This window comes from Pseudomonas sp. IT-P260 (assembly GCF_949768395.1).
Lineage (GTDB): Bacteria > Pseudomonadota > Gammaproteobacteria > Pseudomonadales > Pseudomonadaceae > Aquipseudomonas > Aquipseudomonas parakoreensis.
The window spans coordinates 348,661-370,855 of sequence record NZ_CATKPO010000041.1 but is presented as its reverse complement, the minus strand read 5'-3'; the positions used below and the strand labels follow the sequence as shown (position 1 = coordinate 370,855).

The window sequence follows — 22,195 nt, the reverse complement described above, 5'->3', positions numbered from 1 at the left end:
GCTCGCTCCCACAGGTTCGGTGGTGTTCACAAATTTTGTGTACTGCACGGACACTGTGGGAGCGAGCCTGCTCGCGAAGCTTTTGATCTTCTATCAGGCAACCTGATTCAAATCGTTGCCACGCGTTTCCTTCAGGCACAGCACCGCAATCAAGCTGAGCACCGCTGCCGCCGACACATACCCGCCGACATAACTCAAACCGCCCATCACCACCAGTTTCTGCGCGAAGAACGGAGCTGCCGAGGCGCCGACGATGCCGCCGAGGTTGTACGCCGCCGATGCGCCGGTATAGCGCACGTGGGTCGGAAACAGTTCCGGCAGCAGCGCGCCCATCGGGGCAAACGTCACGCCCATCAGGAACAGCTCGATGCACAGGAACAGTGCCACGCCCCAGGTCGAGCCCTGTGTCAGCAACGGCTCCATCAGGAATCCGGACAGGATCGCCAGCACACCGCCGACGATCAGCACCGGTTTGCGCCCGTAACGATCGCTGGCCCAAGCGGACAACGGTGTAGCCGCCGCCATGAACAGCACGGCAAAACACAGCAGTCCAAGAAACGTCTCACGGCTGTAGCCGAGGGTGGACACGCCGTAGCTCAGGGAAAACACCGTCGAGATATAAAACAGCGCATAGCACACCACCATCGCTGCCGCGCCGAGCAGGGTGGGCGCCCAGTATTGGCTGAACAGCTCGACCAGCGGCACTTTCACTCGCTCCTGACGGGCGATGGCGTTGGCGAATACCGGGGTTTCGTGCAGTTTCAAGCGCACATACAGGCCGACCATCACCAGTGCCGCGCTGAGCAGAAACGGAATCCGCCAGCCCCAGCTGCGGAACTGCTCATCATCGAGGGTCATGGCCAAGGTCAGGAACAGGCCATTGGCTGCAAGAAAGCCGATCGACGGACCAAGCTGCGGGAACATGCCGAACCACGCCCGCTTGCCCTTCGGCGCATTCTCGGTGGCCAGCAACGCCGCGCCACCCCATTCGCCACCCAATCCCAGCCCCTGACCGAAACGCAGCACGCACAGCAGAATCGGGGCCCAGGCGCCAATGCTGTCGTAACCCGGCAGCACGCCGATCAGCGTGGTGCACACACCCATCAGCAACAGCGAGGCGACCAGCGTCGATTTGCGCCCGATGCGGTCACCGAAGTGGCCGAACAGCGCCGAACCCAGCGGTCGGGCGAGGAAGGCGATGCCGAAGGTGAGAAACGCCGAAAGCATCTGCGCGGTGCCGGACGTCTGCGGAAAGAACACCGGCCCGATCACCAGTGCAGCGGCGGTGGCGTAAACGTAGAAGTCGTAGAACTCGATGGCGGTGCCGATGAAGCTCGCCGTTGCCACGCGGGTGGCGGAGTTGGTCGGCTGGGCAGGCGCGGTGGCGCTGTAAGCGGTACTGGTCGTCATGCGGTGATCCCTGACAGTCATGAGCTCCGTTGGAGCGAATTATTATGGTTGAACACCCAGGGATGTGGGATGAGACGCGAGCGCTGTTTCGAGTAGGAACAGTCGTCGGGGTGGTGCGGAAATGGCCGAAACCGCTTCAGTGCGGGGTAAGCACAGGGCTCGGCAGCGCTTGGGTAAGCGGCTCGATTATAGGAAGGGGGCTAACGAATGAACAAGAGCAAAGATCGCTGCTATCGGGCTTTCTGTGGCGAGGGAGCTTGCTCCCGCTCGGGCGCGAAGCGGTCGCATGAATCTGTGGGTAAATCAAAAGCCAGGGCTGCTTCGCAACCCAGCGGGAGCAAGCTCCCTCGCCACAGCAGCTCTTATACCTTGGCAGGCACCGAACTCGTATGCCAGATCAACACCTTGCTCACCCGGTTGTCCTCGGTCTCGAGAATCTCCAGCCGGTAGCGGCCGATCTTCAGGCACACCGCGCTGTCCGGAATGGTTTCCAGCGCCTCGGTCACCAAGCCGTTGAGGGTTTTCGGCCCGTCGCTCGGCAAATGCCAGCCCAGGCATTTGTTCAACTCGCGGATCGACGCGGTGCCGTCGATCACCATGCGCCCGTCGGGCTGCGGATGGATGTGCGGGTTGTCGAGGCTGTGCTCGCTTTCGAATTCGCCGACGATTTCTTCGAGAATGTCTTCCAGGGTAACGATGCCCAGCACTTCGCCGTATTCGTCCACCACCATGCCCAGCCGGCGCTGCTGTTTGTGAAAATTGAGCAGTTGCAGTTGCAGCGGCGTGCTTTCCGGAACGAAGTACGGTTCGTAGCTGGCGGCCAGCAGCGCTTCGCGGGTCAGCTCGCCATCGTTGAGCAGATGGCGGATTTGCCGGGTGTTGAGCACCGCTTCGACCTGGTTGATGTCGCTGTGGAACACCGGCAGGCGCGTGCGTTTGTTGTGGCGCAGTTGTTCGATGATCTCCTCGATCGAGTCGTCGAGGTTGATGCCGTCGACATCGCTGCGCGGCACCAGAATGTCGTTGACCGTGATGTTGTCCAGCGCGTGGATCCCGGAAACCGGGTGGGTGCGAGACGGGTGTTCCGGGTCGTCGTTCGGGTCGGCAGGTTCTTCGTCTTCGCTTTGCTGCACCACTTGGGTTTTGCGCGCGAAGGGGCGCAGCAGCAAACCGCTGATGCGGCTCAGCAGCCAGGCCAGCGGATAAATAATCTTCAGCGGAACCGCCAGCAGGGTATTACCGAACGACAGCACCGCATCCGGGTAGCGCTGGGCCACGGTGCGCGGAAAGTAATCGGCAAACACCAGCAATACGGCGCCGGCGACGAGGCAGGCGGCCCACGGGCCGTTCTCCTCGCAAAGGAAGATCGCCAGCAACGTGGCAATGATTACCGCGAGGGCGCGGCACAGGGTATTGCACAGAATCAGACTGTCGAGCGGGAAGCTCAACTTCGCCAGCGGTTTATCGCTGGCGCGCGAGGCGGCGCGTTGCGCGAGCAAGTGCTGCTGCGCGATTTCGACGGCGGTAAACAGCCCCGACCATAAAATCAGCAGGACAAATACCGCAAACATCGGCCCTATGGGCAAACCGTCCATTTATGCCGCCCGTCAGATGTGCAGGATGTATTCACGAACCAGTTTGCTGCCGAAATACGCCAACATCAGCAGGCAGAAACCGGCGAGGGTCCAGCGAATCGCCTTGTGGCCGCGCCAGCCGAGGCGATTACGGCCCCACAGCAGCACGCTGAACACCACCCACGCCAGGCACGCCAGCAAGGTCTTGTGCACCAGATGCTGGGCGAACAGGTTCTCGACGAACAGCCAGCCGGAGATCAGCGACAGTGACAGCAGCGTCCAGCCGGCCCAGAGGAAGCCGAACAACAGGCTTTCCATGGTTTGCAGCGGCGGGAAGTTCTTGATCAGGCCCGACGGGTGCTTGTGCTTGAGCTGGTGATCCTGCACCAGCAGCAACAAGGCCTGGAACACCGCGATGGTGAACATGCCGTAGGCGAGGATCGACAGCAGGATGTGGGCGAGGATGCCCGGCTCTTCGTCGATGATCTGCACCGTGCCGGCCGGCGCGAACTGCGCCAGCAACACCGTGGCCGCGCCGAGTGGGAACAGCAGCACCAGCAGGTTTTCAACCGGGATCCGCGAGCAGGCCAGTAGCGTCAGGGCGATGACAGCCGCGGCGATCAGGCTGGCGGCGCTGAAGAAGTCCAGGCCCAGGCCGATCGGGGTCAGCAGGTGAGTGAGCAGGCTGGCGCTGTGGGCGAGCACGGCGAGGATGCCGAGCGTAACCAGCAGGCGCTTGTTCGCCTTGGCGCCGGAGGCCAGGCGGGTGCCCTGATAAAGGGTCGCAGCGGCATAAAGAAGAGCGGCGGCGAGCGTGGTCAGCAAACTGGGTGACAAGGGGAGCATAAATCCTGTTAGGCAGGCCCGAAAGGCGCTGAGTTTGGCATAGAACCGCCACACCACGAAAGTGCGAGGTGTCCGCCCGACGCAGTCTTCGCTATAATCCGCGACCTGCCCACGCCGCAGGCTCGCCGAGCACATGTTGAATCCGGTCTGGGCCGCCATTATCCCGGTCTACACAGGGCCTGAAAGGATCGCGCAATGTTTGAAAACTTAACCGACCGTCTCTCGCAGACGCTGCGCCATGTCACCGGCAAGGCGAAGCTGACTGAAGACAATATCAAAGACACCCTGCGCGAAGTGCGCATGGCGTTGCTCGAAGCCGACGTCGCCCTGCCGGTGGTCAAGGACTTCGTCAATTCGGTCAAGGAGCGCGCTGTCGGCACCGAGGTGTCGCGCAGCCTGACGCCGGGCCAGGCATTCGTGAAGATCGTCCAGGCCGAACTCGAAAGCCTGATGGGCGCGGCCAACGAAGACTTGAACCTGAGCGCTGTGCCGCCCGCCGTCATTCTGATGGCCGGTCTGCAGGGGGCCGGTAAAACCACCACCGCCGGCAAGCTCGCGCGCTTCCTTAAAGAGCGCAAGAAGAAGTCGGTGATGGTCGTGTCGGCGGACATCTACCGCCCGGCGGCTATCAAGCAGCTGGAAACCCTGGCCAACGACATCGGCGTGACGTTCTTCCCGTCCGATCTGAGCCAGAAGCCGGTCGACATCGCCAACGCGGCTATTAAAGAAGCAAAACTGAAATTCATCGACGTGGTCATCGTCGACACCGCCGGTCGTCTGCACATCGATGAAGAGATGATGGGCGAGATCAAGGCGCTGCACGCCGCGATCAAACCGGTCGAAACCCTGTTCGTGGTCGACGCCATGACCGGTCAGGACGCCGCCAACACGGCCAAGGCCTTCGGTGATGCGCTGCCACTGACCGGTGTGATCCTGACCAAGGTCGACGGCGATGCCCGAGGCGGTGCGGCGCTGTCGGTACGCGCGATCACCGGCAAGCCGATCAAGTTCATTGGTATGGGCGAGAAGAGCGAAGCGCTCGATCCGTTCCATCCTGAGCGTATCGCTTCGCGGATCCTCGGCATGGGTGACGTGCTCAGCCTGATCGAACAGGCTGAAGCGACCCTCGACAAGGACAAGGCCGACAAACTGGCCAAGAAGCTGAAGAAGGGCAAGGGCTTCGACCTCGAAGACTTCCGCGATCAGCTGCAACAAATGAAGAACATGGGCGGCCTCGGCGGGCTCATGGACAAGCTGCCGAGCATCGGCGGCGTCAACCTGTCGCAAATGGGCAATGCCCAGAACGCGGCAGAGAAGCAGTTCAAACAGATGGAAGCCATCATCAACTCCATGACCCCGGCCGAGCGCCGCGACCCTGAGCTGATCAGTGGCTCGCGCAAACGCCGGATCGCCATGGGTTCCGGCACCCAGGTGCAGGACATCGGTCGCTTGATCAAGCAGCACAAGCAGATGCAGAAGATGATGAAGAAATTCACCGCCAAGGGCGGTATGGCGAAAATGATGCGCGGCATGGGCGGAATGTTGCCCGGCGGCGGTATGCCAAAGATGTAAAGACTTCGCCGGTCGTCGCACCGGCGCAGACCCTGCAAGGACGCAGGATCAACAGCAAACCCGCACTCGGCGGGAGCTGACCGGCCGTTTTCATCGACGGCTCTATATGCAAATCCGCACGGCATGCCATGGGCGCCGGAAAAAGTCATTTGCAAAAGTCCGGATATTCCTTAGAATATGCGGCCTTTCGGGCACCCATGCCCGCTGTGCATTTAGATTTGCAGCACCGACTACAGGAACGATGTTCACATGCTAACAATCCGTCTTGCCCTTGGCGGCTCCAAAAAGCGCCCGTTTTACCACCTGACCGTAACCGACTCGCGTAACCCGCGTGACGGCTCCCACAAAGAACAGGTTGGCTTCTTCAACCCTGTTGCCCGTGGTCAGGAAATCCGTCTGTCCGTGAACCAAGAGCGCGTAGCCTACTGGCTGAGCGTTGGTGCACAGCCTTCTGAGCGTGTTGCTCAGTTGCTGAAGGAATCTGCCAAGGCTGCAGCCTGAGCAGTATGAGCGCGACGCCAGAAAAAGCTGATGACCTGATCGTTGTCGGCAAGATTTTTTCGGTTCACGGCGTTCGCGGCGAGGTGAAGGTCTTTTCCTTTACCGATCCGATTGAAAACCTGTTGGACTACCGCAACTGGACGCTTCGGCGTGAAGGCGTGGTGAAACAGGTCGAGCTGGTCAGCGGCCGATCCACTCAAAAGGATCTGGTTGCCAAGCTCAAAGGCCTCGACGATCGCGATGAAGCCCGTCTTCTGAGCGGTTACGAGATTTGCATCTCACGAAGCCTTTTGCCCAACCTGACAGGCGACGAGTACTACTGGTACCAGTTGCAGGGTCTGAGCGTCATCAACCAGGACGAGCAATTGTTCGGCAAGGTTGATCACCTGTTGGAGACCGGCGCGAACGATGTATTGGTGGTCAAGCCCTGCGCGGGCAGCCTGGATGATCGTGAGCGGTTGTTGCCCTACACGGAGCAATGCGTGCTGGCAATCGACTTGGATGCAGGCGTGATGCGGGTGGAATGGGACGCGGACTTCTAAGCAATGGCCAGCCTGCGCGTAGACGTCATAACGTTGTTCCCCGAGATGTTCTCGGCCATCAGTGAGTACGGCATTACCAGTCGTGCGGTCAAACAGGGGTTGTTGCAGCTGACCTGTTGGAATCCGCGGGATTACACGACGGATCGGCATCACACTGTGGACGATCGCCCGTTTGGCGGTGGTCCGGGCATGGTGATGAAGATCAAGCCCCTGGAAGATGCTCTGGTTCAGGCCAAGGCAGCAGCCGGGGAGGCGGCGAAGGTGATTTACCTGTCCCCCCAAGGCCGTCAACTGACTCAGTCGGCGGTACGCGAGTTGGCAAGATCGGATGCATTGATCCTGATTGCCGGCCGCTATGAAGGCATTGACGAGCGCTTTATTGAGGCTCATGTCGATGAAGAGTGGTCGATTGGTGACTATGTATTGTCTGGCGGCGAGCTGCCGGCCATGGTCATGATCGATGCGGTTACACGACTGCTGCCCGGAGCTTTAGGGCATGCGGATTCCGCTGAGGAAGATTCCTTTACGGATGGTCTGCTGGATTGCCCGCACTACACCCGACCTGAGGTGTATGCGGATCAGCGTGTTCCCGACGTGTTGCTGAGTGGCAATCACGCGCATATCCGGCGTTGGCGTTTACAGCAGTCCCTTGGTCGGACCTATGAACGACGCGCCGATCTTCTGGAAAGCCGCTCGCTTTCTGGAGAAGAGAAGAAGCTGCTCGAGGAATACATCCGCGAGCGGGACGATAGTTAACAACGTATCGATGGTAGATCAGTTGATTTACCTTAGGAGCACAGCATGACCAACAAAATCATCCTTGCACTCGAAGCAGAGCAGATGACCAAAGAAATCCCTACCTTTGCCCCAGGCGACACCATTGTCGTTCAGGTGAAAGTGAAGGAAGGCGATCGTTCCCGTCTGCAAGCGTTCGAAGGCGTTGTCATCGCCAAGCGTAACCGCGGCGTGAACAGTGCGTTCACCGTTCGTAAAATCTCCAACGGTGTTGGCGTAGAACGTACTTTCCAGACCTACTCCCCGCAGATCGACAGCATGGCTGTTAAACGTCGCGGTGACGTACGTAAAGCCAAGCTGTACTACCTGCGCGACCTGTCGGGTAAAGCAGCTCGCATCAAGGAAAAACTGGCTTAAGTCCAGCTTCCGATGCAGAAAAAAGCAGCCTACGGGCTGCTTTTTTGTTGCCTGTAATAAACTGCCCTCACTATGTAGGAGCTGCCGAAGGCTGCGATCTTTTGATCTTGCTTGTGTTTCGGGAGCCAGAAATCAGAGCCATTCTTCATGACCACCCGTGACCAGGAAATCCAGCGCCGCACCGAACTCTCGGTAACCCGCGTGACCAAAGCCGTCTTCCCGCCGACCACCAACCATCACAACACCCTGTTCGGCGGCACCGCGCTGGCGTGGATGGACGAAGTGTCGTTCATCACCGCCACACGCTTCTGCCGTCTGCCATTGGTGACTGTGTCCACTGACCGGATTGACTTCAATCATGCGATCCCGGCTGGTTCGATCGTCGAGCTGGTAGGGCGGGTGATCAAAGTCGGCAACACCAGCCTCAAGGTTGAAGTGGAAGTGTTTGTCGAGAGCATGAGCTGCGATGGTCGCGAGAAAGCGATCCACGGGCAGTTCAGTTTTGTGGCGATTGATGATGACAAGCGGCCGGTGCCGGTACTGCCCGGATTTCCTGCCTGATCCGTAACCGAGTCGCGCCATTCGCGAGCAGGCTTGCTCCCACAGGTTCTGTGTTGGACACAATTTCCGATCACAGTGGGAGCGAGCCTGCTCGCGAAGCGTCAGATCAGACGCCGCTGGCCTCTGGCTGAATCAACGCCAACAAGGTCCACCCGGATCCCGGTTTCAAAGCGGTCTCCGGCGTCACCACATGCACCCAGCCGCTGTCATCACGCATGAACAGCAGGGTCGCCCGATTGCCATGCAATGCCTGGTAATCCTCCCAGCCAAAACCGTCGGTCAGCGTCGTGCTGTACAGCTCGGCGCCGTTGCTGATCAGGCTGGCCAGCTTGGCATAGGTCAGCGCCTCGCTGCCCAGCTGATTGCCGCGATGCTCCAGACTCGCGCGATGCTTGTCAGTGCGACGAGTTTCCTGACCGCTGGCCAGACCGAACAAACGCTGGTGACCAAAGTCGTGGCGAAAGCGCATTGCCGCCAAAGTATTCAGTTCGCCCGAGGGCGATAACGCCAATAGATGTCCCAGCCCCACCAGGTCCAGATGCGCATCGGCATGCTGCGACGCCGGGTTACCGAAGTACGTCGGCAAACCCTCCATGCGTGCCGCACGAATATTTTCCCAACTCGAATCGGTCAACAGTACGCGGCTGCCCAGTTGCTGCAACGATTTGCCCAGCAGACGCGCCGGGCCGTTGGCGCCGACGATCAGGAAGCCGCTCGGCGCCGGTTCAGCAACGTTCAGCAAGCGTGCCAGTGGCCGAGCGGTTGCACTTTGCAGCACCACGGTGCCGATGATCACCGCGAAAGTCAGCGGCACCAGCAGCAGCGCACCTTCGTGCCCGGCTTGATCCAGGCGAATCGCGAAAATCGCCGACACCGCCGCCGCCACGATCCCGCGCGGGGCGATCCAGCACAGCAGGGCGCGTTCACGCCAGCTCAGGCTGGAGCCGACAGTGCTCAACAGCACGTTCAGCGGACGCGCAATCAGTTGAATCACCAGCAGCAGAATCAGCACCAACGGCCCGAGGCTGAGCAGTGCATGCAGATCCAGCCGCGCCGCGAGCAGAATGAACAGTCCGGAAATCAGCAGCACGCTGAGGTTTTCCTTGAAGTGCAGGATGTGCCGCACATCCACGCCCTTCATGTTCGCCAGCCACATGCCCATCAGCGTCACCGCCAACAGACCGGACTCGTGCATCACCTGATTGGACGCAATGAAAATCCCCAGCACGGCTGCCAGCGAGGCGAGGTTGTGCAGGTATTCCGGCAGCCATTGGCGACGGATGATGGTGCCGAGCACCCAGCCGCCAACCACCCCGAATACGCTGCCGCAGACAATCACGCCGCCGAAGGTCAGCAGGCTCTGTTCGAGGCCGTTACCCTCGGAGCGGGCGATGATGAAGCTGTAGACCACCACCGCAAGCAGGGCGCCAATCGGGTCGATGACGATGCCTTCCCAGCGCAGGATGTTGGCGATCGAAGCTTTCGGTCGCACCACCCGCAGCATCGGCACGATCACCGTCGGCCCGGTCACCAGCGTCAGGCTGCCGAACAGAATCGCCAGCAACCAGTCGAAGCCGAGCAAGTAGTGAGTCGCGACGGCAATCACCACCCAGGTCGTGAGCGCGCCGATTGTCACCAGCCGATGCACGACGCTGCCGATCTCGCGCCATTCCGACAGATGCAGGGTCAGACTGCCCTCAAACAGGATCAACGCGACCGCCAGCGACACCAGCGGCATCAGCAGCGGGCCGAACATTTCCTGTGGGTCGAGCCAGCCGAGCACCGGGCCCGCGAGAATCCCGGTCAGCAACAAAAACAGAATGGCCGGCAGCTTCAGGCGCCACGCCAGCCACTGGCAACCCAGCGCAGCGGCGCCGATCCCGCCAAATGCCAAGAGAATTTGTTGTTCGTTCATTGAAGCTCCTTGTTCCTTGAAATGGCGGGCTATGAAAGACTAGCGGCCATTCCTACAGTTCACTCGACATTTGCACGCAGCCCCCGAGGTTGTGTGTCTTGAGCGCCCATGCCTGCCATCGACCACCCGCTGATTGACCAATTCCTCGACGCCCTGTGGCTGGAAAAGGGCCTGTCCGACAATACCCGCGGCGCCTACCGCAGCGATCTGGCGCTGTTCAACGGCTGGCTGCAGGAGAAAAACCTCGAGCTGATCAATGCCGGTCGCGAGTTGATCCTCGATCACCTGTCCTGGCGTCTCGAGCAGAACTACAAACCGCGCTCCACCGCCCGGTTTCTCTCCGGTGTGCGTGGCTTTTATCGCTATCTGCTGCGGGAAAAGCTGATTACGGTCGATCCGACTTTGCGCGTCGACATGCCGCAACTGGGCAGGCCACTGCCCAAATCGTTGTCGGAAGCGGACGTCGAAGCGCTGCTCAAGGCGCCGGACCTGAGCGAAGCCATCGGTCAGCGTGATCGCGCGATGCTTGAAGTGCTGTACGCCTGCGGGCTGCGCGTGACCGAACTGGTGAGCCTGACGCTGGAGCAGGTCAACTTGCGTCAGGGCGTGTTGCGGGTGATGGGCAAGGGCAGCAAGGAGCGCCTGGTGCCGATGGGCGAGGAGGCGATTGTCTGGGTCGAGCGCTACCTGCGTGATGGCCGTAGCGAGCTGCTGGGCGGGCGCCCCAGCGATGTGCTGTTCCCCAGCCAGCGCGGCGAACAGATGACGCGCCAGACTTTCTGGCACCGCATCAAGCATTGGGCCAAGGTCGCCGGGATCGGCAAATCGCTGTCACCGCACACCTTGCGTCACGCGTTTGCCACGCACCTGCTCAACCACGGCGCCGACCTGCGGGTGGTGCAGATGTTGCTGGGGCACAGTGATCTGTCGACCACGCAGATTTACACCCATGTGGCGCGGGCTCGCCTACAAGATCTCCACGCCAAACATCACCCGCGCGGCTGAACAAAAAATCCTGTGGGAGCGAGCCTGCTCGCGAAGAGGGAGTGTCAGTCAGTGTTCATTTAGCTGATACACCGCTTTCGCGAGCAGGCTCGCTCCCACAAGGAACTGTGCAGTCCTGAAAGTGTGGCGACAGGCGCATTCGGCCACCGTGGCCTTATGTGTTAGGCTTTGCCGGTTTGCACGATGGACGGTTATGACCCGGTGTTCCGGCACGGGCGTTCTGACCGTTTCATTTGTCCGCCTTCAGGAGATCTCATGCGTCTGACCCAGATTTTCGCCGCCGCAGCCATTGCGTTGGTCAGCACCTTTGCCGTCGCCGATGACGCGGCCGACAAAGCCATTCGTCAAAGCCTGGAAAAACTCGAACTCGAGGTTCCGGTAGAAAGCATCAGTGCCAGCCCGTTGCCGGGCATGTATGAAGTCAAGCTCAAGGGCAGCCGCGTGCTGTACGCCAGCGCTGACGGCCAGTACATCGTTCAGGGCTACCTGTTCCAGCTCAAGGACGGCAAGCCGGTCAACCTGACCGAGAAGACCGAGCGTCTGGGCATCTCCAAACTGATCAACGCCATTCCGGTGGCTGAAACCGTGGTGTATCCGGCTGTCGGCGAGACCAAATCGCACATCACCGTGTTCACCGACACCACCTGCCCGTACTGCCACAAACTGCACGCCGAAGTGCCCGAGCTGAACAAGCGCGGTATCGAAGTGCGTTACGTGGCGTTCCCGCGTCAGGGCCTCGGCTCGCCGGGTGACGAGCAACTGCAGGCTGTGTGGTGCTCGACCGACAAGAAAGCCGCCATGGACAAAATGGTCGATGGCAAGGAAATCAAGGCCGCCAAGTGCGCGAACCCGGTTTCCAAACAGTTCGCTTTGGGTCAGTCGATTGGCGTGAACGGCACACCGGCCATCGTTTTGGCCGACGGACAGGTCATTCCGGGCTACCAGCCGGCGCCACAAGTCGCCAAACTGGCGCTGGGCGCCAAGTAATTCGCATCGTCACGGTCCGCCGTTGACGATCATGGTCCGGCAGCAACATCGTCGGGCCATTAATAGAGAGCCGCGAATGCGCGGTTGTTTTCCGGCCGACCTTGCGTCGGCCGTTTCATGGGGAGTTCACAGTGAATCCGGTCAAAGTAGGCATCTGTGGGTTAGGGACCGTCGGTGGCGGTACCTTCAACGTACTTCAGCGCAACGCCGAGGAAATTGCTCGTCGTGCCGGGCGTGGGATCGAAGTGGCACAAATTGCCATGCGCACGCCAAAGCCTCAGTTCCAGACGACCGGTATTGCGATTACCAACGATGTCTTCGAAGTGGCCACGAACCCTGAGATCGACATCGTCATAGAGCTGATGGGCGGCTACACCGTTGCCCGCGAGCTGGTACTCAAGGCCATCGAGAATGGCAAGCATGTGGTCACCGCGAACAAGGCACTGATTGCCGTTCACGGTAATGAGATTTTCGCCAAGGCACGCGAGAAAGGCGTGATCGTGGCGTTCGAAGCGGCCGTGGCTGGTGGCATTCCGGTGATCAAGGCGATCCGTGAAGGCCTGTCCGCCAACCGTATCAACTGGGTGGCCGGGATCATCAACGGTACCGGTAACTTCATCCTCACCGAAATGCGCGAGAAGGGTCGCACCTTCGAAGACGTGCTGGCCGAAGCGCAAGCGCTGGGCTACGCCGAAGCCGATCCGACCTTCGACGTCGAAGGCATCGACGCGGCGCACAAGCTGACGATTCTGGCGTCGATCGCGTTCGGCATTCCGCTGCAATTCGACAAGGCTTACACCGAAGGCATCACCCAGCTGACCACCGCCGACGTGAATTACGCCGAAGCGTTGGGCTACCGCATCAAGCACCTCGGTGTAGCGCGCAGCACCGCTGCCGGTATCGAGCTGCGCGTACACCCGACGCTGATCCCGGCCGATCGTCTGATCGCCAACGTCAACGGCGTGATGAACGCCGTGATGGTCAATGGTGACGCTGCCGGTTCGACCCTGTTCTACGGCGCTGGCGCCGGCATGGAGCCAACCGCTTCGTCGGTGATCGCCGACCTGGTGGACGTGGTTCGCGCGATGACCTCCGATCCGGAAAACCGCGTGCCGCACCTGGCCTTCCAGCCGGACTCGCTGTCGGCCCATCCGATCCTGCCGATCGAAGCCTGCGAAAGCGCCTACTACCTGCGCATCCAGGCCAAGGACCATCCGGGCGTTCTGGCTCAGGTGGCAAGCATCCTTTCGGAGCGCGGTATCAACATCGAGTCGATCATGCAGAAGGAAGTCGAAGAGCATGACGGTCTGGTGCCGATGATCCTGCTGACCCACCGCGTGGTCGAGCAGCGCATCAACGATGCGATCGCTGCCCTCGAAGCGCTGGCGGGCGTCAACGGTCCGGTTGTGCGGATCCGCGTCGAGCACCTGAACTAAGTCGCCATCATTGACCGGGCCCGTGCGCGGGTCCGGCATTGCGAACACTCTGCATTGGAGTCAGTCATGCGTTACATCAGTACCCGCGGCCAGGCACCGGCCCTGAATTTCGAAGACGTCCTGCTGGCCGGTCTCGCGACCGACGGCGGTTTGTACGTCCCGGAAAACCTGCCACGTTTCACCCAGGAAGAAATCGCTTCCTGGGCCGGCCTGCCGTATCACGAGCTGGCTTTCCGGGTCATGCGCCCGTTTGTCACCGGCAGCATTCCTGACGCGGATTTCAAAAAGATCCTCGAAGAAACCTACGGCGTGTTCTCGCACAGCGCCGTGGCGCCGCTGCGTCAGCTCAACGGTAATGAATGGGTGCTGGAGCTGTTCCACGGCCCGACCCTGGCGTTCAAGGACTTTGCCCTGCAACTGCTCGGTCGTCTGCTCGATTACGTGCTGGAAAAGCGCGGCGAGCGCGTGGTCATCGTCGGCGCCACTTCCGGTGACACTGGTTCGGCCGCCATCGAAGGCTGCAAGCACTGCGAAAACGTCGACATCTTCATCCTGCACCCGCACAACCGCGTGTCCGAAGTGCAGCGTCGGCAGATGACGACGATTGTCGGCGAGAACATCCACAACATCGCCATCGAAGGCAACTTCGATGACTGCCAGGAAATGGTCAAGAACAGCTTCGCCGACCAGAGCTTCCTCAAGGGCACGCGCCTGGTAGCGGTGAACTCGATCAACTGGGCGCGGATCATGGCCCAGATCGTTTACTACTTCCACGCCGCCCTGCAGTTGGGCGGCCCGGCGCGTTCGGTGGCATTCTCGGTGCCGACCGGCAATTTCGGCGACATTTTCGCCGGGTACCTGGCGCGCAACATGGGTCTGCCGATCAACCAGTTGATCGTCGCCACCAACCGCAACGACATCCTGCACCGCTTCATGAGCGGCAACCAGTACGTCAAGGAAACCCTGCACGCCACGCTGTCGCCGTCGATGGACATCATGGTCTCGTCGAACTTCGAACGCCTGCTGTTCGACCTGCACGGTCGCAACGGCGCGGCGATTGCCGGGCTGATGGATTCGTTCAAGCAGGGCGGTGGTTTCAGCGTCGAGCAAGAGCGCTGGACCGAAGCCCGCAAGCTGTTCGACTCGCTGGCCGTGGACGATGCACAAACCTGCGAAACCATCGCTGAAGTTTACGCGCAGTGCGGTGAAGTGCTGGACCCGCATACCGCCATCGGCGTCAAGGCCGCCCGCGAATGCCGTCGCAGCCTGGACATCCCGATGGTGATTCTGGGCACTGCACATCCGGTGAAGTTCCCGGATGCCGTGGAGAAAGCCGGTGTAGGAAAAGCTCTCGAACTGCCTGCACATCTTTCTGATTTGTTTGAGCGAAACGAGCGCTGCACCGTTTTGCCAAACGAGCTGAAAGCCGTACAGGCCTTTGTCAGCCAGCATGGCAACCGTGGCAAGCCGCTGTAAGCCGAAAAAGCTGTCACATTTTGAAGCCCGTCTCCTGACGGGCTTTTTTGTTTCTGCTGCCACACTGCTCGGGTTTTCGCCCATGAAGGACGGGTGAGTCGATCACGAAGGAAGTGGCAATGCTGTTTGAAAGAGGATGGAAACACGCCCTGAAGCAGGTACTGCTGTTGTGCCTGTTGTATGGCTGGCGCGTGAGCGCGGCGGCGCATCTGGCGCATGAGGAAGAGAAGTTGAACATCGGCACCGTGGTACTGGATGAGGAAGAGCGGCAATGGATTCGCGACAATCCGACAGTGATTGTGGCGGCGGAGCAGTACCCGTTGTACCTGTTTCTCGACGAGCACGGTCATTGGAGCGGCCTCAACAGCGATGTGCTCAAGCGCATCAGCGCCATGACCGGCTTGCAGTTCATCTACCGGGAATCCTTTTCCACCGCGCAAATGCTCGAGCGCCTGGAAACCGGTGCTGCGGACATCAGTACAACCCTGGCGATGAATGATGAACGCCGATTGAGCCTGGATTTCAGTCATGCCTTTGGCGGTGCCGGCTGGGTATTTGTCGGCCGCGCCGGCGAGCCGCAGGTGCAGTCGCTGGAGCAGTTGGCCAAACGGGTGCTGGTATTGCCGGGTCGGCATGCGCTGGAGGGGGTGATTCGGCGCGATTATCCGTCCATCGAGTTACGTTCGGTGAAAACCTATGCCGAGGCGAGGGCGCTGGTCGAAAGCGGTGAGGCCTATGCCACTATCGAAAATGAAATCGGTGCGCAGCTCTATCCCTCCGGCCTGCTGAAGGTCGGCGAATTGCTGGAGGGGAAATGGGAGGCCGATCTTCTGGCCGTGCGCAAGGGTCAGCCGCAATTGCTGAGCATACTGAACAAGGCGCTTGAGGCGTTTCCGGCTTCCGAACTCCGTGCCATTCGCCTGAACTGGCTGGGCGGCATCGGGCCGAAACCTGCCGCCGCCGGTTGGCAGCACTGGCTCCGATCGAGCTGCTGGGGGGTGGTTTTGGTGGGGGGCTTTTGCGTGATGTCGCTGTTATGGAATCGGCGAATGGCGGCCGTGATCAAGCGGCATCGAGACGTGCAAAGCGAGCTCGACGATCAATTGGTCTTTCAGCGTGCATTGATTGATGCCATGCCTGATCCGGTGTTCGTCCGTGACCTGGAAGGGCGCCTGATCCTGTGCAACAAGAGTTACGAAGAGGCGTTGTCGCTCCGCTTTGAGCAGGTGCAGGGATGCCGCTTGATCGAGGTTGATGCGCTACCGCGAGCCACTGCCGCCACGCTGCATGATGAGTTCATGATTCAGTTGAGAACGCGCAGGACCCGCTTCAGCAAGCGCCGTTTGCAATTCAACGATGGCAATCGGGAAATCTACCAGTGGACCGTCCCGTTCTACAGCGCCAAAGGGGAATTGCGCGGCCTGCTCGGGGGCTGGACAGATATCACCCAGCGTGATGCTGAGGCGGGATAAGGTCCGCACTGATATTGGGAAATTTCCTATGTCTCGCGCCTCTTTTTCCGATGGGGGACTGAAGGAGGCTCGCCTAAAGTGGGCAACCCCTGCGGCGAGTCCGCGATTGCCGTTTCCGAGGTCGCCCATGCGCTCGCTCAAAGTCCTGATTCTCGAACCAGATCCTTATCGAATGATGGCGTTGCACCAGATGCTCAACGCGTTCGGTATCTATGACGTGCTCACGGCGTCATCGCTGGCCTCGGCACGCTGCTCGCTGGAACGTCGTACAAGGGTCGACATCGCGATCTGCGATCCGCAGCTGAAAGGCGGGGAAGGCCTGGCGCTGATCCGGCATCTGGCGGCCGAGCGGGAGGCCAGTGCTGTCATTCTGTTGGGGCGAGTAGCACCGGGCCTGCTGAGCGATCTCGAAAGCCTGCTGCAAACACAGGCGCTGATGCTGCTGGGGCGCCTGCAAACGCCGGTTTCGGCAGTGCTGATGCGCGGGCTGCTGGACCGCTACCTGCAAACGGCAGCCCAGCCGGCCGGTGCCTGAACCGACGGTTATGTTTCTGTCATCTTCACCGTGCATGCTCTGACAGACCGCTAACTGCTTCGACAGCAGCGCGGCATTCAGAACTTTCTTCTCGGGCCGGTGGTCACTTAATGTGAACACGCCCCAGGCACAATGTTTTCGGACTATTGAGTGGAGATCGAGATGGAAAGTATCAGTCTATTGCTCGGTGAGGCTCTGAGCCCGTATCAGGTGACGTTGACTCCGTGTGGCGCCCATGGCGAATGCCTGGTGACGCTGAAGAACAGCAACGGCGCCCTTGTGGTCGAGCGCGAATTCAATCAGGCGCAGTTGAGCGACAAACGTCTGCTGACCGATGTGGTCGATGGTTTGCACCGCGACGTCCTGATTGCCGAAGGGCGGTTGGAGCCCTGTGTCATCGCGGCTTTGCGCAATGCGGCGCTGGATAAGCGTGCGGCACTGTAAAGATGAAATATTTTTTGTGGGAACCTTCCTGCATCCCCGTCAGTCAGACCCCGTAACAGCAGGATCAAGCATTGTGCTCCGGTGCTTGTCGCTTGCTGCTACGGGTCTTTATGTAGACCGCGTTTAACCCCGAGTCGTCTCCCCACTTCTCGGGGTTTCTTTTTGCCCGCAGGTTTTTATTGCGCGGCCTGTTGTTCGAAAAAGATCCGTGCCTGATGCAGGTAATCCTTGCGCATTTCGGGGTCCAGCCAGTCGGCATACGACTGGTTCAGTTGCTCATGGGGCAGGGTACGCAGCAGTTGGTTGATCTCACTGATCGCCTGACGGCCCTGAGGCGTATCGGAACACCCGACATAGCCGGACAGATATTTGCCGGTGCCTCGAATCGGATAGAACACCAGTTGGTCTTCGGCGATTTGCGCCTGATGCGCCTGATAGCGGATCTCCGGCCAGTAACCCAACACCACTTGCAGACGCCCCAGGCGCTGCATTGATAGCAGGCTGCTCAGGGCGTCGTTGCCATAATGCGGCGTCAGCGCAGCGTCCGGGGCCTGCTTGAGCAGCGTGTCGAGATACTCGCCGTAACTGCGTTCTGCGACGACGCCGACCTTGATTTCGCCGTTGGCCAGAAATGCCGTCAGATCGACTTCACCGTCGACCAGGTATGGCGCCAGCACATTGCGATCCTTCTGACGCACCACCAGACCATTACTGACAGCGCGAAACGCCGGAATAGAGAAAGCGATCCATTGCGTGCGCTCCTTGCTCCAGATCAGCGACGGATCGCAAGTGAAGGTCGGCTCGTGCAGCATCTGCATGCCCCGGGCGCGATTGACCCGCATCAGCGTGTGTTCGTATTGCGGCATGCCGGCGATCAGCATCGGCATCAGTTGATCGATGACGCCCTGGCCCTTTTTCGGGCCTTCGAAGATGGTCAGGGGCGGCAAGTCGCGCAGCAACCAGATCAGCGTGGGTTTCGCTTGCGCCCAGGCCGGCAGGGCCAGCAGAAACAGCAGGCCGAACAGCCGCCACGTCCACCAGTGGTGGGCGCGGTTGGCGGCCGATGTCTGGCGATGTTTCAGCTTAAATGGCTCCGTCTGTGCGCAACCGGGCGATCTGCTGTTCGTCGTAGCCAAGATCGTGCAGCACCTGCGCATTGTGTTCACCGAGCTGTGGCCCGACCCATTCGGAAGTGCCCGGCGTCTCGGAGAGTTTCGGCACGATGCCCGGCATCTTGAAAGGCTTGCCGTCCGGCAGTTTCGCCTGCAGGAACATTTCCCGGGCGAGGTACTGCGGATCGCTGAACATGTCTTCGGCACTGAAGATCCGGCTGGCCGGCACTTCCGCCTGGTTGAGCAGGTCGAGCACGCTTTGCAGCGGCAACGAATTGACCCAGCGGTCGATCACGCCATACAACTCGTCGCGGCGACTGTCGCGCCCGTCGTTGCTCGCCAGTGTCGGGTCGTTGGCCAGATCCTCGCGGCCGATGATCAGCATGAAGCGTTTGAAGATCGCGTCGCCATTGGCGCCGATCTGCACATGCTTGCCGTCGGCGCTGGTGTGGATCGATGACGGCGTGATGCCCGGCATGATGTTGCCGGTGCGTTCGCGGATGAAGCCGAACACGTCGAACTCCGGCACCATGCTTTCCATCATGGCGAAAATCGCCTCGTACAACGCGACATCGACCACTTGGCCGAGGCCACCGTTGACCTCGCGGTGACGCAGGGCCATCAGCGCACCGATCACGCCCCATAACGCAGCAATCGAATCACCGATGGAAATCCCGGTGCGCACCGGTGGCCGATCCTCGAAACCGGTGATGTAGCGCAAGCCGCCCATGGATTCACCGACCGCGCCGAAGCCCGGTTGATCCTTCATCGGCCCGGTCTGGCCGAACCCCGAGAGGCGCACCATCACCAGTTTCGGATTCAGCGCGTGCAGGGTTTCCCAGCTCAGCCCGAGTTTTTCCAGCACACCGGGGCGAAAGTTCTCGATCAGGATGTCGGCTTCGCCCAGCAGTTTTTTCAGGATCGCCAGACCCTCGGGGTGCTTGAGGTTCAGCGTCAGCGACTTCTTGTTGCGCGCCTGAACGAACCACCACAACGAAGTGCCTTCATACAATTTGCGCCATTTGCGCAGCGGATCGCCGCCGTCGGGCGATTCGACCTTGATCACTTCCGCGCCGAACTCGCCGCAAATGCGTGAGGCGAACGGCCCGGCAATCAACGTACCCAATTCAATGACTTTCACACCGCTGAGCGGTTTGTTGGCGAACGGCATACTGAATCCTGTAGGACAAGGCTGAGCAGATACAGCGTTTTAACATAGCCGGCTGTCAGACGCCGCAGCTTGATCGCCATCAATTCGATGATTGCCTACCGCATCGGTTAGACTTGCCGACTTTCCTCGTATCAAGAAGCCCGTTCATGGCCCAGCCGTCTACCACTTACAAATTCGAACTGAACCTCACTGACCTCGACCGTGGTGTCTACGAGAGCGTCAAGCAGACCATCGCCCGTCACCCTTCGGAAACCGAAGAGCGCATGACCGTGCGGCTGCTGGCCTACGCCCTTTGGTACAACGAACTGCTGTCGTTTGGCCGTGGTCTGTCGGATGTGGATGAACCTGCGCTGTGGGAAAAAAGCCTGGACGACCGTGTTCTGCACTGGATTGAAGTCGGCCAGCCGGATGCCGATCGCCTGACCTGGTGCTCGCGTCGCACCGAACGCACCAGCCTGCTGGCCTATGGCAGCCTGCGCGTATGGGAAGGCAAAGTGGTGCCGGTGGCGAAGAACCTGAAAAACGTCAACATCGCCGCCGTGCCGCAAGAGGTGCTGGAAACCCTGGCCAAGGACATGCCGCGTGTCATCAAGTGGGACGTAATGATCAGCGAAGGCACGATCTTCGTCACCGACGACCGTGGTCAGCACGAAGTCCAGCTGGAATGGCTGGCAGGCGAGCGCGGCTGATCCCGCGTCGCCTGCTGATTAATCCCACGTATTCAAGAGAAGTTTCCGTTACCCCATGCGTATTGATCCTCGACCGTTGCCTGCCACGCTGCCGTTTCTCGGTGATCTGCCACCTTTGCTGACCCGTTTGTACGCGGCGCGGGGCGTTCAATCCGAGGCAGAGCTGGATAAAAGTCTGGCGCGGCTGATTCCGTTCCAGCAGCTCAAGGGCATCGAGGCGGCGGTGGAACTGCTGGTGACGGCGCTGGCGCAGCGTCAGCGTATTCTGATCGTCGGTGACTTCGATGCGGACGGGGCGACGGCCAGTACGGTCGGCGTGCTCGGCTTGCGTCTGCTGGGCGCGGCGCATGTCGATTATCTGGTGCCGAACCGCTTCGAATACGGCTATGGCCTGACCCCGGAAATCGTCGAAGTCGCGCTGACCCGTGAGCCGCAATTGTTGATCACTGTCGACAACGGCATCTCCAGCGTCGAAGGCGTGGCTGCCGCCAGGCGCGCGGGACTGAAGGTGTTGATCACCGACCACCACTTGCCCGGCGATGAACTGCCGCTGGCCGATGCACTGGTCAACCCGAACCAGCCGGGCTGCGAGTTTCCGAGCAAGGCGCTGGCCGGGGTCGGGGTGATTTTCTACGTGCTGATGGCCTTGCGCGCGCGCCTGCGCAGCCTCGGCTGGTATGAGAGCAAGCCACAGCCGAACATCGGTGAGTTGCTCGATCTGGTGGCGCTGGGCAGCGTCGCCGACGTGGTGCCGCTGGACGCCAACAACCGGATTCTGGTGCATCAAGGCCTTGAGCGGATTCGCGCCGGGCGCGCACGGCCGGGGATCAAGGCGATTCTTGAAGTGGCCAAGCGTGATGCGGCGCGCATCACCTCAACTGACCTGGGTTTTATCGTCGGCCCGCGCCTGAATGCGGCGGGGCGTCTTGACGACATGAGCCTCGGGATCGAATGCCTGCTCACCGCCGATGCCAATCTGGCGCGGGAAATGGCTGCGCAACTGGACGGCATGAACCAGGACCGCAAATCCATCGAGCAGGGCATGCAGCGCGAGGCGCTGGCCCAGCTCAAGGATTTGCCGGTGGAATCAATGCCGTTCGGCCTGTGCCTGTTCGATCCCGAGTGGCATCAGGGCGTGATCGGCATTCTCGCCTCGCGGATGAAAGAGCGTTATTTCCGCCCGACCATTGCCTTCGCCGATGCTGGCGACGGGCTGCTCAAGGGCTCTGGGCGTTCGGTGCAAGGCTTCCACATTCGTGACGCGCTGAGCGTGGTGGCCGCGCAGCATCCGAACCTGATTGCCAAGTACGGTGGCCACGCGATGGCGGCGGGCCTGACCTTGCCGCAGGAGAATTTTGCGCTGTTCGCCGAGGCTTTCGATGCCGAAGTGCGTCGGCAACTCCGCGAAGAAGACCTGACCGGGCGCATGCTCTCGGACGGCACGCTCGCCGTCGAGGAGTTCCACCTCGAACTGGCCCGCGCCCTGCGTCATGCCGGGCCTTGGGGCCAGCATTTCCCGGAGCCGCTGTTCCATGGTGTGTTCCAGTTGGTCGAGCAGCGCGTAGTCGGCGAGCGCCATCTGAAAGTGGTGCTGAAAAGCGAGTGCGGGTCGGTGAAGCTGGATGGCATCGCGTTCGGCATTGACCGCGATGTGTGGCCGAACCCGACCATTCAGTGGGTCGAGCTGGCTTATAAGCTCGACGTTAACGAGTTTCGGGGCAACGAGTCGGTGCAATTGATGATTGCCCACATCGAACCACGCTGACCCCATTCGCGAGCAGGCTCGCTCCCACAG

At 60.5% G+C, this 22,195-nt stretch carries 21 protein-coding genes; 15 read left to right on the top strand and 6 right to left on the bottom strand.

The genetic code is table 11. The annotated features are described in order from the left end of the window. Window positions 1-93 precede the first annotated feature (93 nt). From ACM6HV_RS22880 to ACM6HV_RS22870, 3 genes are all read right to left on the bottom strand, one after another. A complete protein-coding gene (locus ACM6HV_RS22880; RefSeq protein WP_414905355.1) occupies window positions 94-1,410 on the bottom strand; it encodes an MFS transporter in 1,317 nt (438 codons plus the stop codon). A 362-nt stretch (window positions 1,411-1,772) separates the two neighbouring features. Next, on the bottom strand, window positions 1,773-3,005 hold the full coding sequence (locus tag ACM6HV_RS22875) for an HlyC/CorC family transporter (RefSeq protein ID WP_414905354.1): 1,233 nt from the start codon (window positions 3,003-3,005) through the stop codon (window positions 1,773-1,775). 12 nt (window positions 3,006-3,017) lie between these two features. Continuing rightward, window positions 3,018-3,830, bottom strand: a complete 813-nt coding sequence (locus tag ACM6HV_RS22870; RefSeq protein ID WP_025112187.1) for an inner membrane protein YpjD — start codon at window positions 3,828-3,830, stop codon at window positions 3,018-3,020. 195 nt (window positions 3,831-4,025) lie between these two features. Here ACM6HV_RS22870 and ffh point away from each other — a divergent pair, with 195 nt between their 5' ends. The 6 genes from ffh to ACM6HV_RS22840 all read left to right on the top strand — a co-directional run bounded on the left by ffh (window position 4,026) and on the right by ACM6HV_RS22840 (window position 8,158). Further along, complete coding sequence (ffh, locus tag ACM6HV_RS22865; RefSeq protein WP_041063139.1) at window positions 4,026-5,402, top strand: signal recognition particle protein; 1,377 nt, start codon at window positions 4,026-4,028, stop codon at window positions 5,400-5,402. 249 nt (window positions 5,403-5,651) lie between these two features. Then, window positions 5,652-5,903, top strand: a complete 252-nt coding sequence (rpsP, locus tag ACM6HV_RS22860; protein ID WP_003185073.1) for a 30S ribosomal protein S16 — start codon at window positions 5,652-5,654, stop codon at window positions 5,901-5,903. A gap of 5 nt (window positions 5,904-5,908) precedes the next feature. Further along, the gene (gene rimM, locus ACM6HV_RS22855) at window positions 5,909-6,445 is read left to right on the top strand and encodes a ribosome maturation factor RimM (RefSeq protein WP_003221979.1); all 537 of its coding nucleotides are present in this window, start codon (window positions 5,909-5,911) and stop codon (window positions 6,443-6,445) included. 3 nt (window positions 6,446-6,448) lie between these two features. Further along, window positions 6,449-7,201 (top strand): tRNA (guanosine(37)-N1)-methyltransferase TrmD, encoded by a 753-nt coding sequence (gene trmD / locus ACM6HV_RS22850; protein WP_095138289.1) that lies wholly within the window; start codon window positions 6,449-6,451, stop codon window positions 7,199-7,201. Window positions 7,202-7,246: 45 nt separating this feature from the next. Then, a complete protein-coding gene (gene rplS, locus ACM6HV_RS22845) occupies window positions 7,247-7,597 on the top strand; it encodes a 50S ribosomal protein L19 (RefSeq protein WP_003175895.1) in 351 nt (116 codons plus the stop codon). A gap of 147 nt (window positions 7,598-7,744) precedes the next feature. Further along, window positions 7,745-8,158 (top strand): acyl-CoA thioesterase, encoded by a 414-nt coding sequence (locus ACM6HV_RS22840; protein WP_108181783.1) that lies wholly within the window; start codon window positions 7,745-7,747, stop codon window positions 8,156-8,158. 106 nt (window positions 8,159-8,264) lie between these two features. Here ACM6HV_RS22840 and ACM6HV_RS22835 read toward each other — a convergent pair whose 3' ends face one another. After that, window positions 8,265-10,073: a cation:proton antiporter gene (locus ACM6HV_RS22835; protein ID WP_414905353.1), complete on the bottom strand. Its 1,809-nt coding sequence runs from the start codon at window positions 10,071-10,073 to the stop codon at window positions 8,265-8,267. 108 nt (window positions 10,074-10,181) lie between these two features. On the opposite strand from ACM6HV_RS22835, the gene xerD reads away from it, so the two are divergent. The 7 genes from xerD to ACM6HV_RS22800 all read left to right on the top strand — a co-directional run bounded on the left by xerD (window position 10,182) and on the right by ACM6HV_RS22800 (window position 17,428). After that, window positions 10,182-11,078, top strand: coding sequence for a site-specific tyrosine recombinase XerD (xerD, locus tag ACM6HV_RS22830; protein WP_041063163.1), 897 nt, complete (start codon window positions 10,182-10,184; stop codon window positions 11,076-11,078). A gap of 255 nt (window positions 11,079-11,333) precedes the next feature. Next, on the top strand, window positions 11,334-12,065 hold the full coding sequence (dsbC, locus tag ACM6HV_RS22825) for a bifunctional protein-disulfide isomerase/oxidoreductase DsbC (protein ID WP_007967782.1): 732 nt from the start codon (window positions 11,334-11,336) through the stop codon (window positions 12,063-12,065). 131 nt (window positions 12,066-12,196) lie between these two features. Continuing rightward, window positions 12,197-13,501, top strand: coding sequence for a homoserine dehydrogenase (locus tag ACM6HV_RS22820; protein WP_145597577.1), 1,305 nt, complete (start codon window positions 12,197-12,199; stop codon window positions 13,499-13,501). 66 nt (window positions 13,502-13,567) lie between these two features. After that, window positions 13,568-14,977, top strand: a complete 1,410-nt coding sequence (gene thrC, locus ACM6HV_RS22815) for a threonine synthase (RefSeq protein WP_027610971.1) — start codon at window positions 13,568-13,570, stop codon at window positions 14,975-14,977. A 119-nt stretch (window positions 14,978-15,096) separates the two neighbouring features. Next, on the top strand, window positions 15,097-16,449 hold the full coding sequence (locus ACM6HV_RS22810) for a transporter substrate-binding domain-containing protein (RefSeq protein ID WP_145597579.1): 1,353 nt from the start codon (window positions 15,097-15,099) through the stop codon (window positions 16,447-16,449). A 127-nt stretch (window positions 16,450-16,576) separates the two neighbouring features. Beyond that, entirely contained in the window at window positions 16,577-16,984 is a 408-nt protein-coding gene (locus ACM6HV_RS22805; protein WP_086792202.1) for a response regulator, read from the top strand. A gap of 162 nt (window positions 16,985-17,146) precedes the next feature. Continuing rightward, window positions 17,147-17,428, top strand: a complete 282-nt coding sequence (locus ACM6HV_RS22800) for a DUF3509 domain-containing protein (RefSeq protein ID WP_027610974.1) — start codon at window positions 17,147-17,149, stop codon at window positions 17,426-17,428. 176 nt (window positions 17,429-17,604) lie between these two features. Here the strand turns inward: ACM6HV_RS22800 and ACM6HV_RS22795 are convergent, their stop codons facing one another. Together ACM6HV_RS22795 and ACM6HV_RS22790 are read right to left on the bottom strand one after the other, a co-directional pair. Continuing rightward, complete coding sequence (locus tag ACM6HV_RS22795; protein ID WP_414905352.1) at window positions 17,605-18,585, bottom strand: TIGR02285 family protein; 981 nt, start codon at window positions 18,583-18,585, stop codon at window positions 17,605-17,607. After that, a complete protein-coding gene (locus ACM6HV_RS22790) occupies window positions 18,512-19,711 on the bottom strand; it encodes a CaiB/BaiF CoA transferase family protein (RefSeq protein ID WP_414905351.1) in 1,200 nt (399 codons plus the stop codon). The genes ACM6HV_RS22795 and ACM6HV_RS22790 overlap by 74 nt, the downstream gene beginning before the upstream one ends. Window positions 19,712-19,857: 146 nt before the next feature. On the opposite strand from ACM6HV_RS22790, the gene ACM6HV_RS22785 reads away from it, so the two are divergent. Further along, window positions 19,858-20,400 (top strand): YaeQ family protein, encoded by a 543-nt coding sequence (locus tag ACM6HV_RS22785; RefSeq protein ID WP_041063193.1) that lies wholly within the window; start codon window positions 19,858-19,860, stop codon window positions 20,398-20,400. Between the two features lie 55 nt (window positions 20,401-20,455). After that, window positions 20,456-22,165, top strand: a complete 1,710-nt coding sequence (recJ, locus tag ACM6HV_RS22780; RefSeq protein ID WP_414905350.1) for a single-stranded-DNA-specific exonuclease RecJ — start codon at window positions 20,456-20,458, stop codon at window positions 22,163-22,165. Window positions 22,166-22,195: the final 30 nt, after the last annotated feature.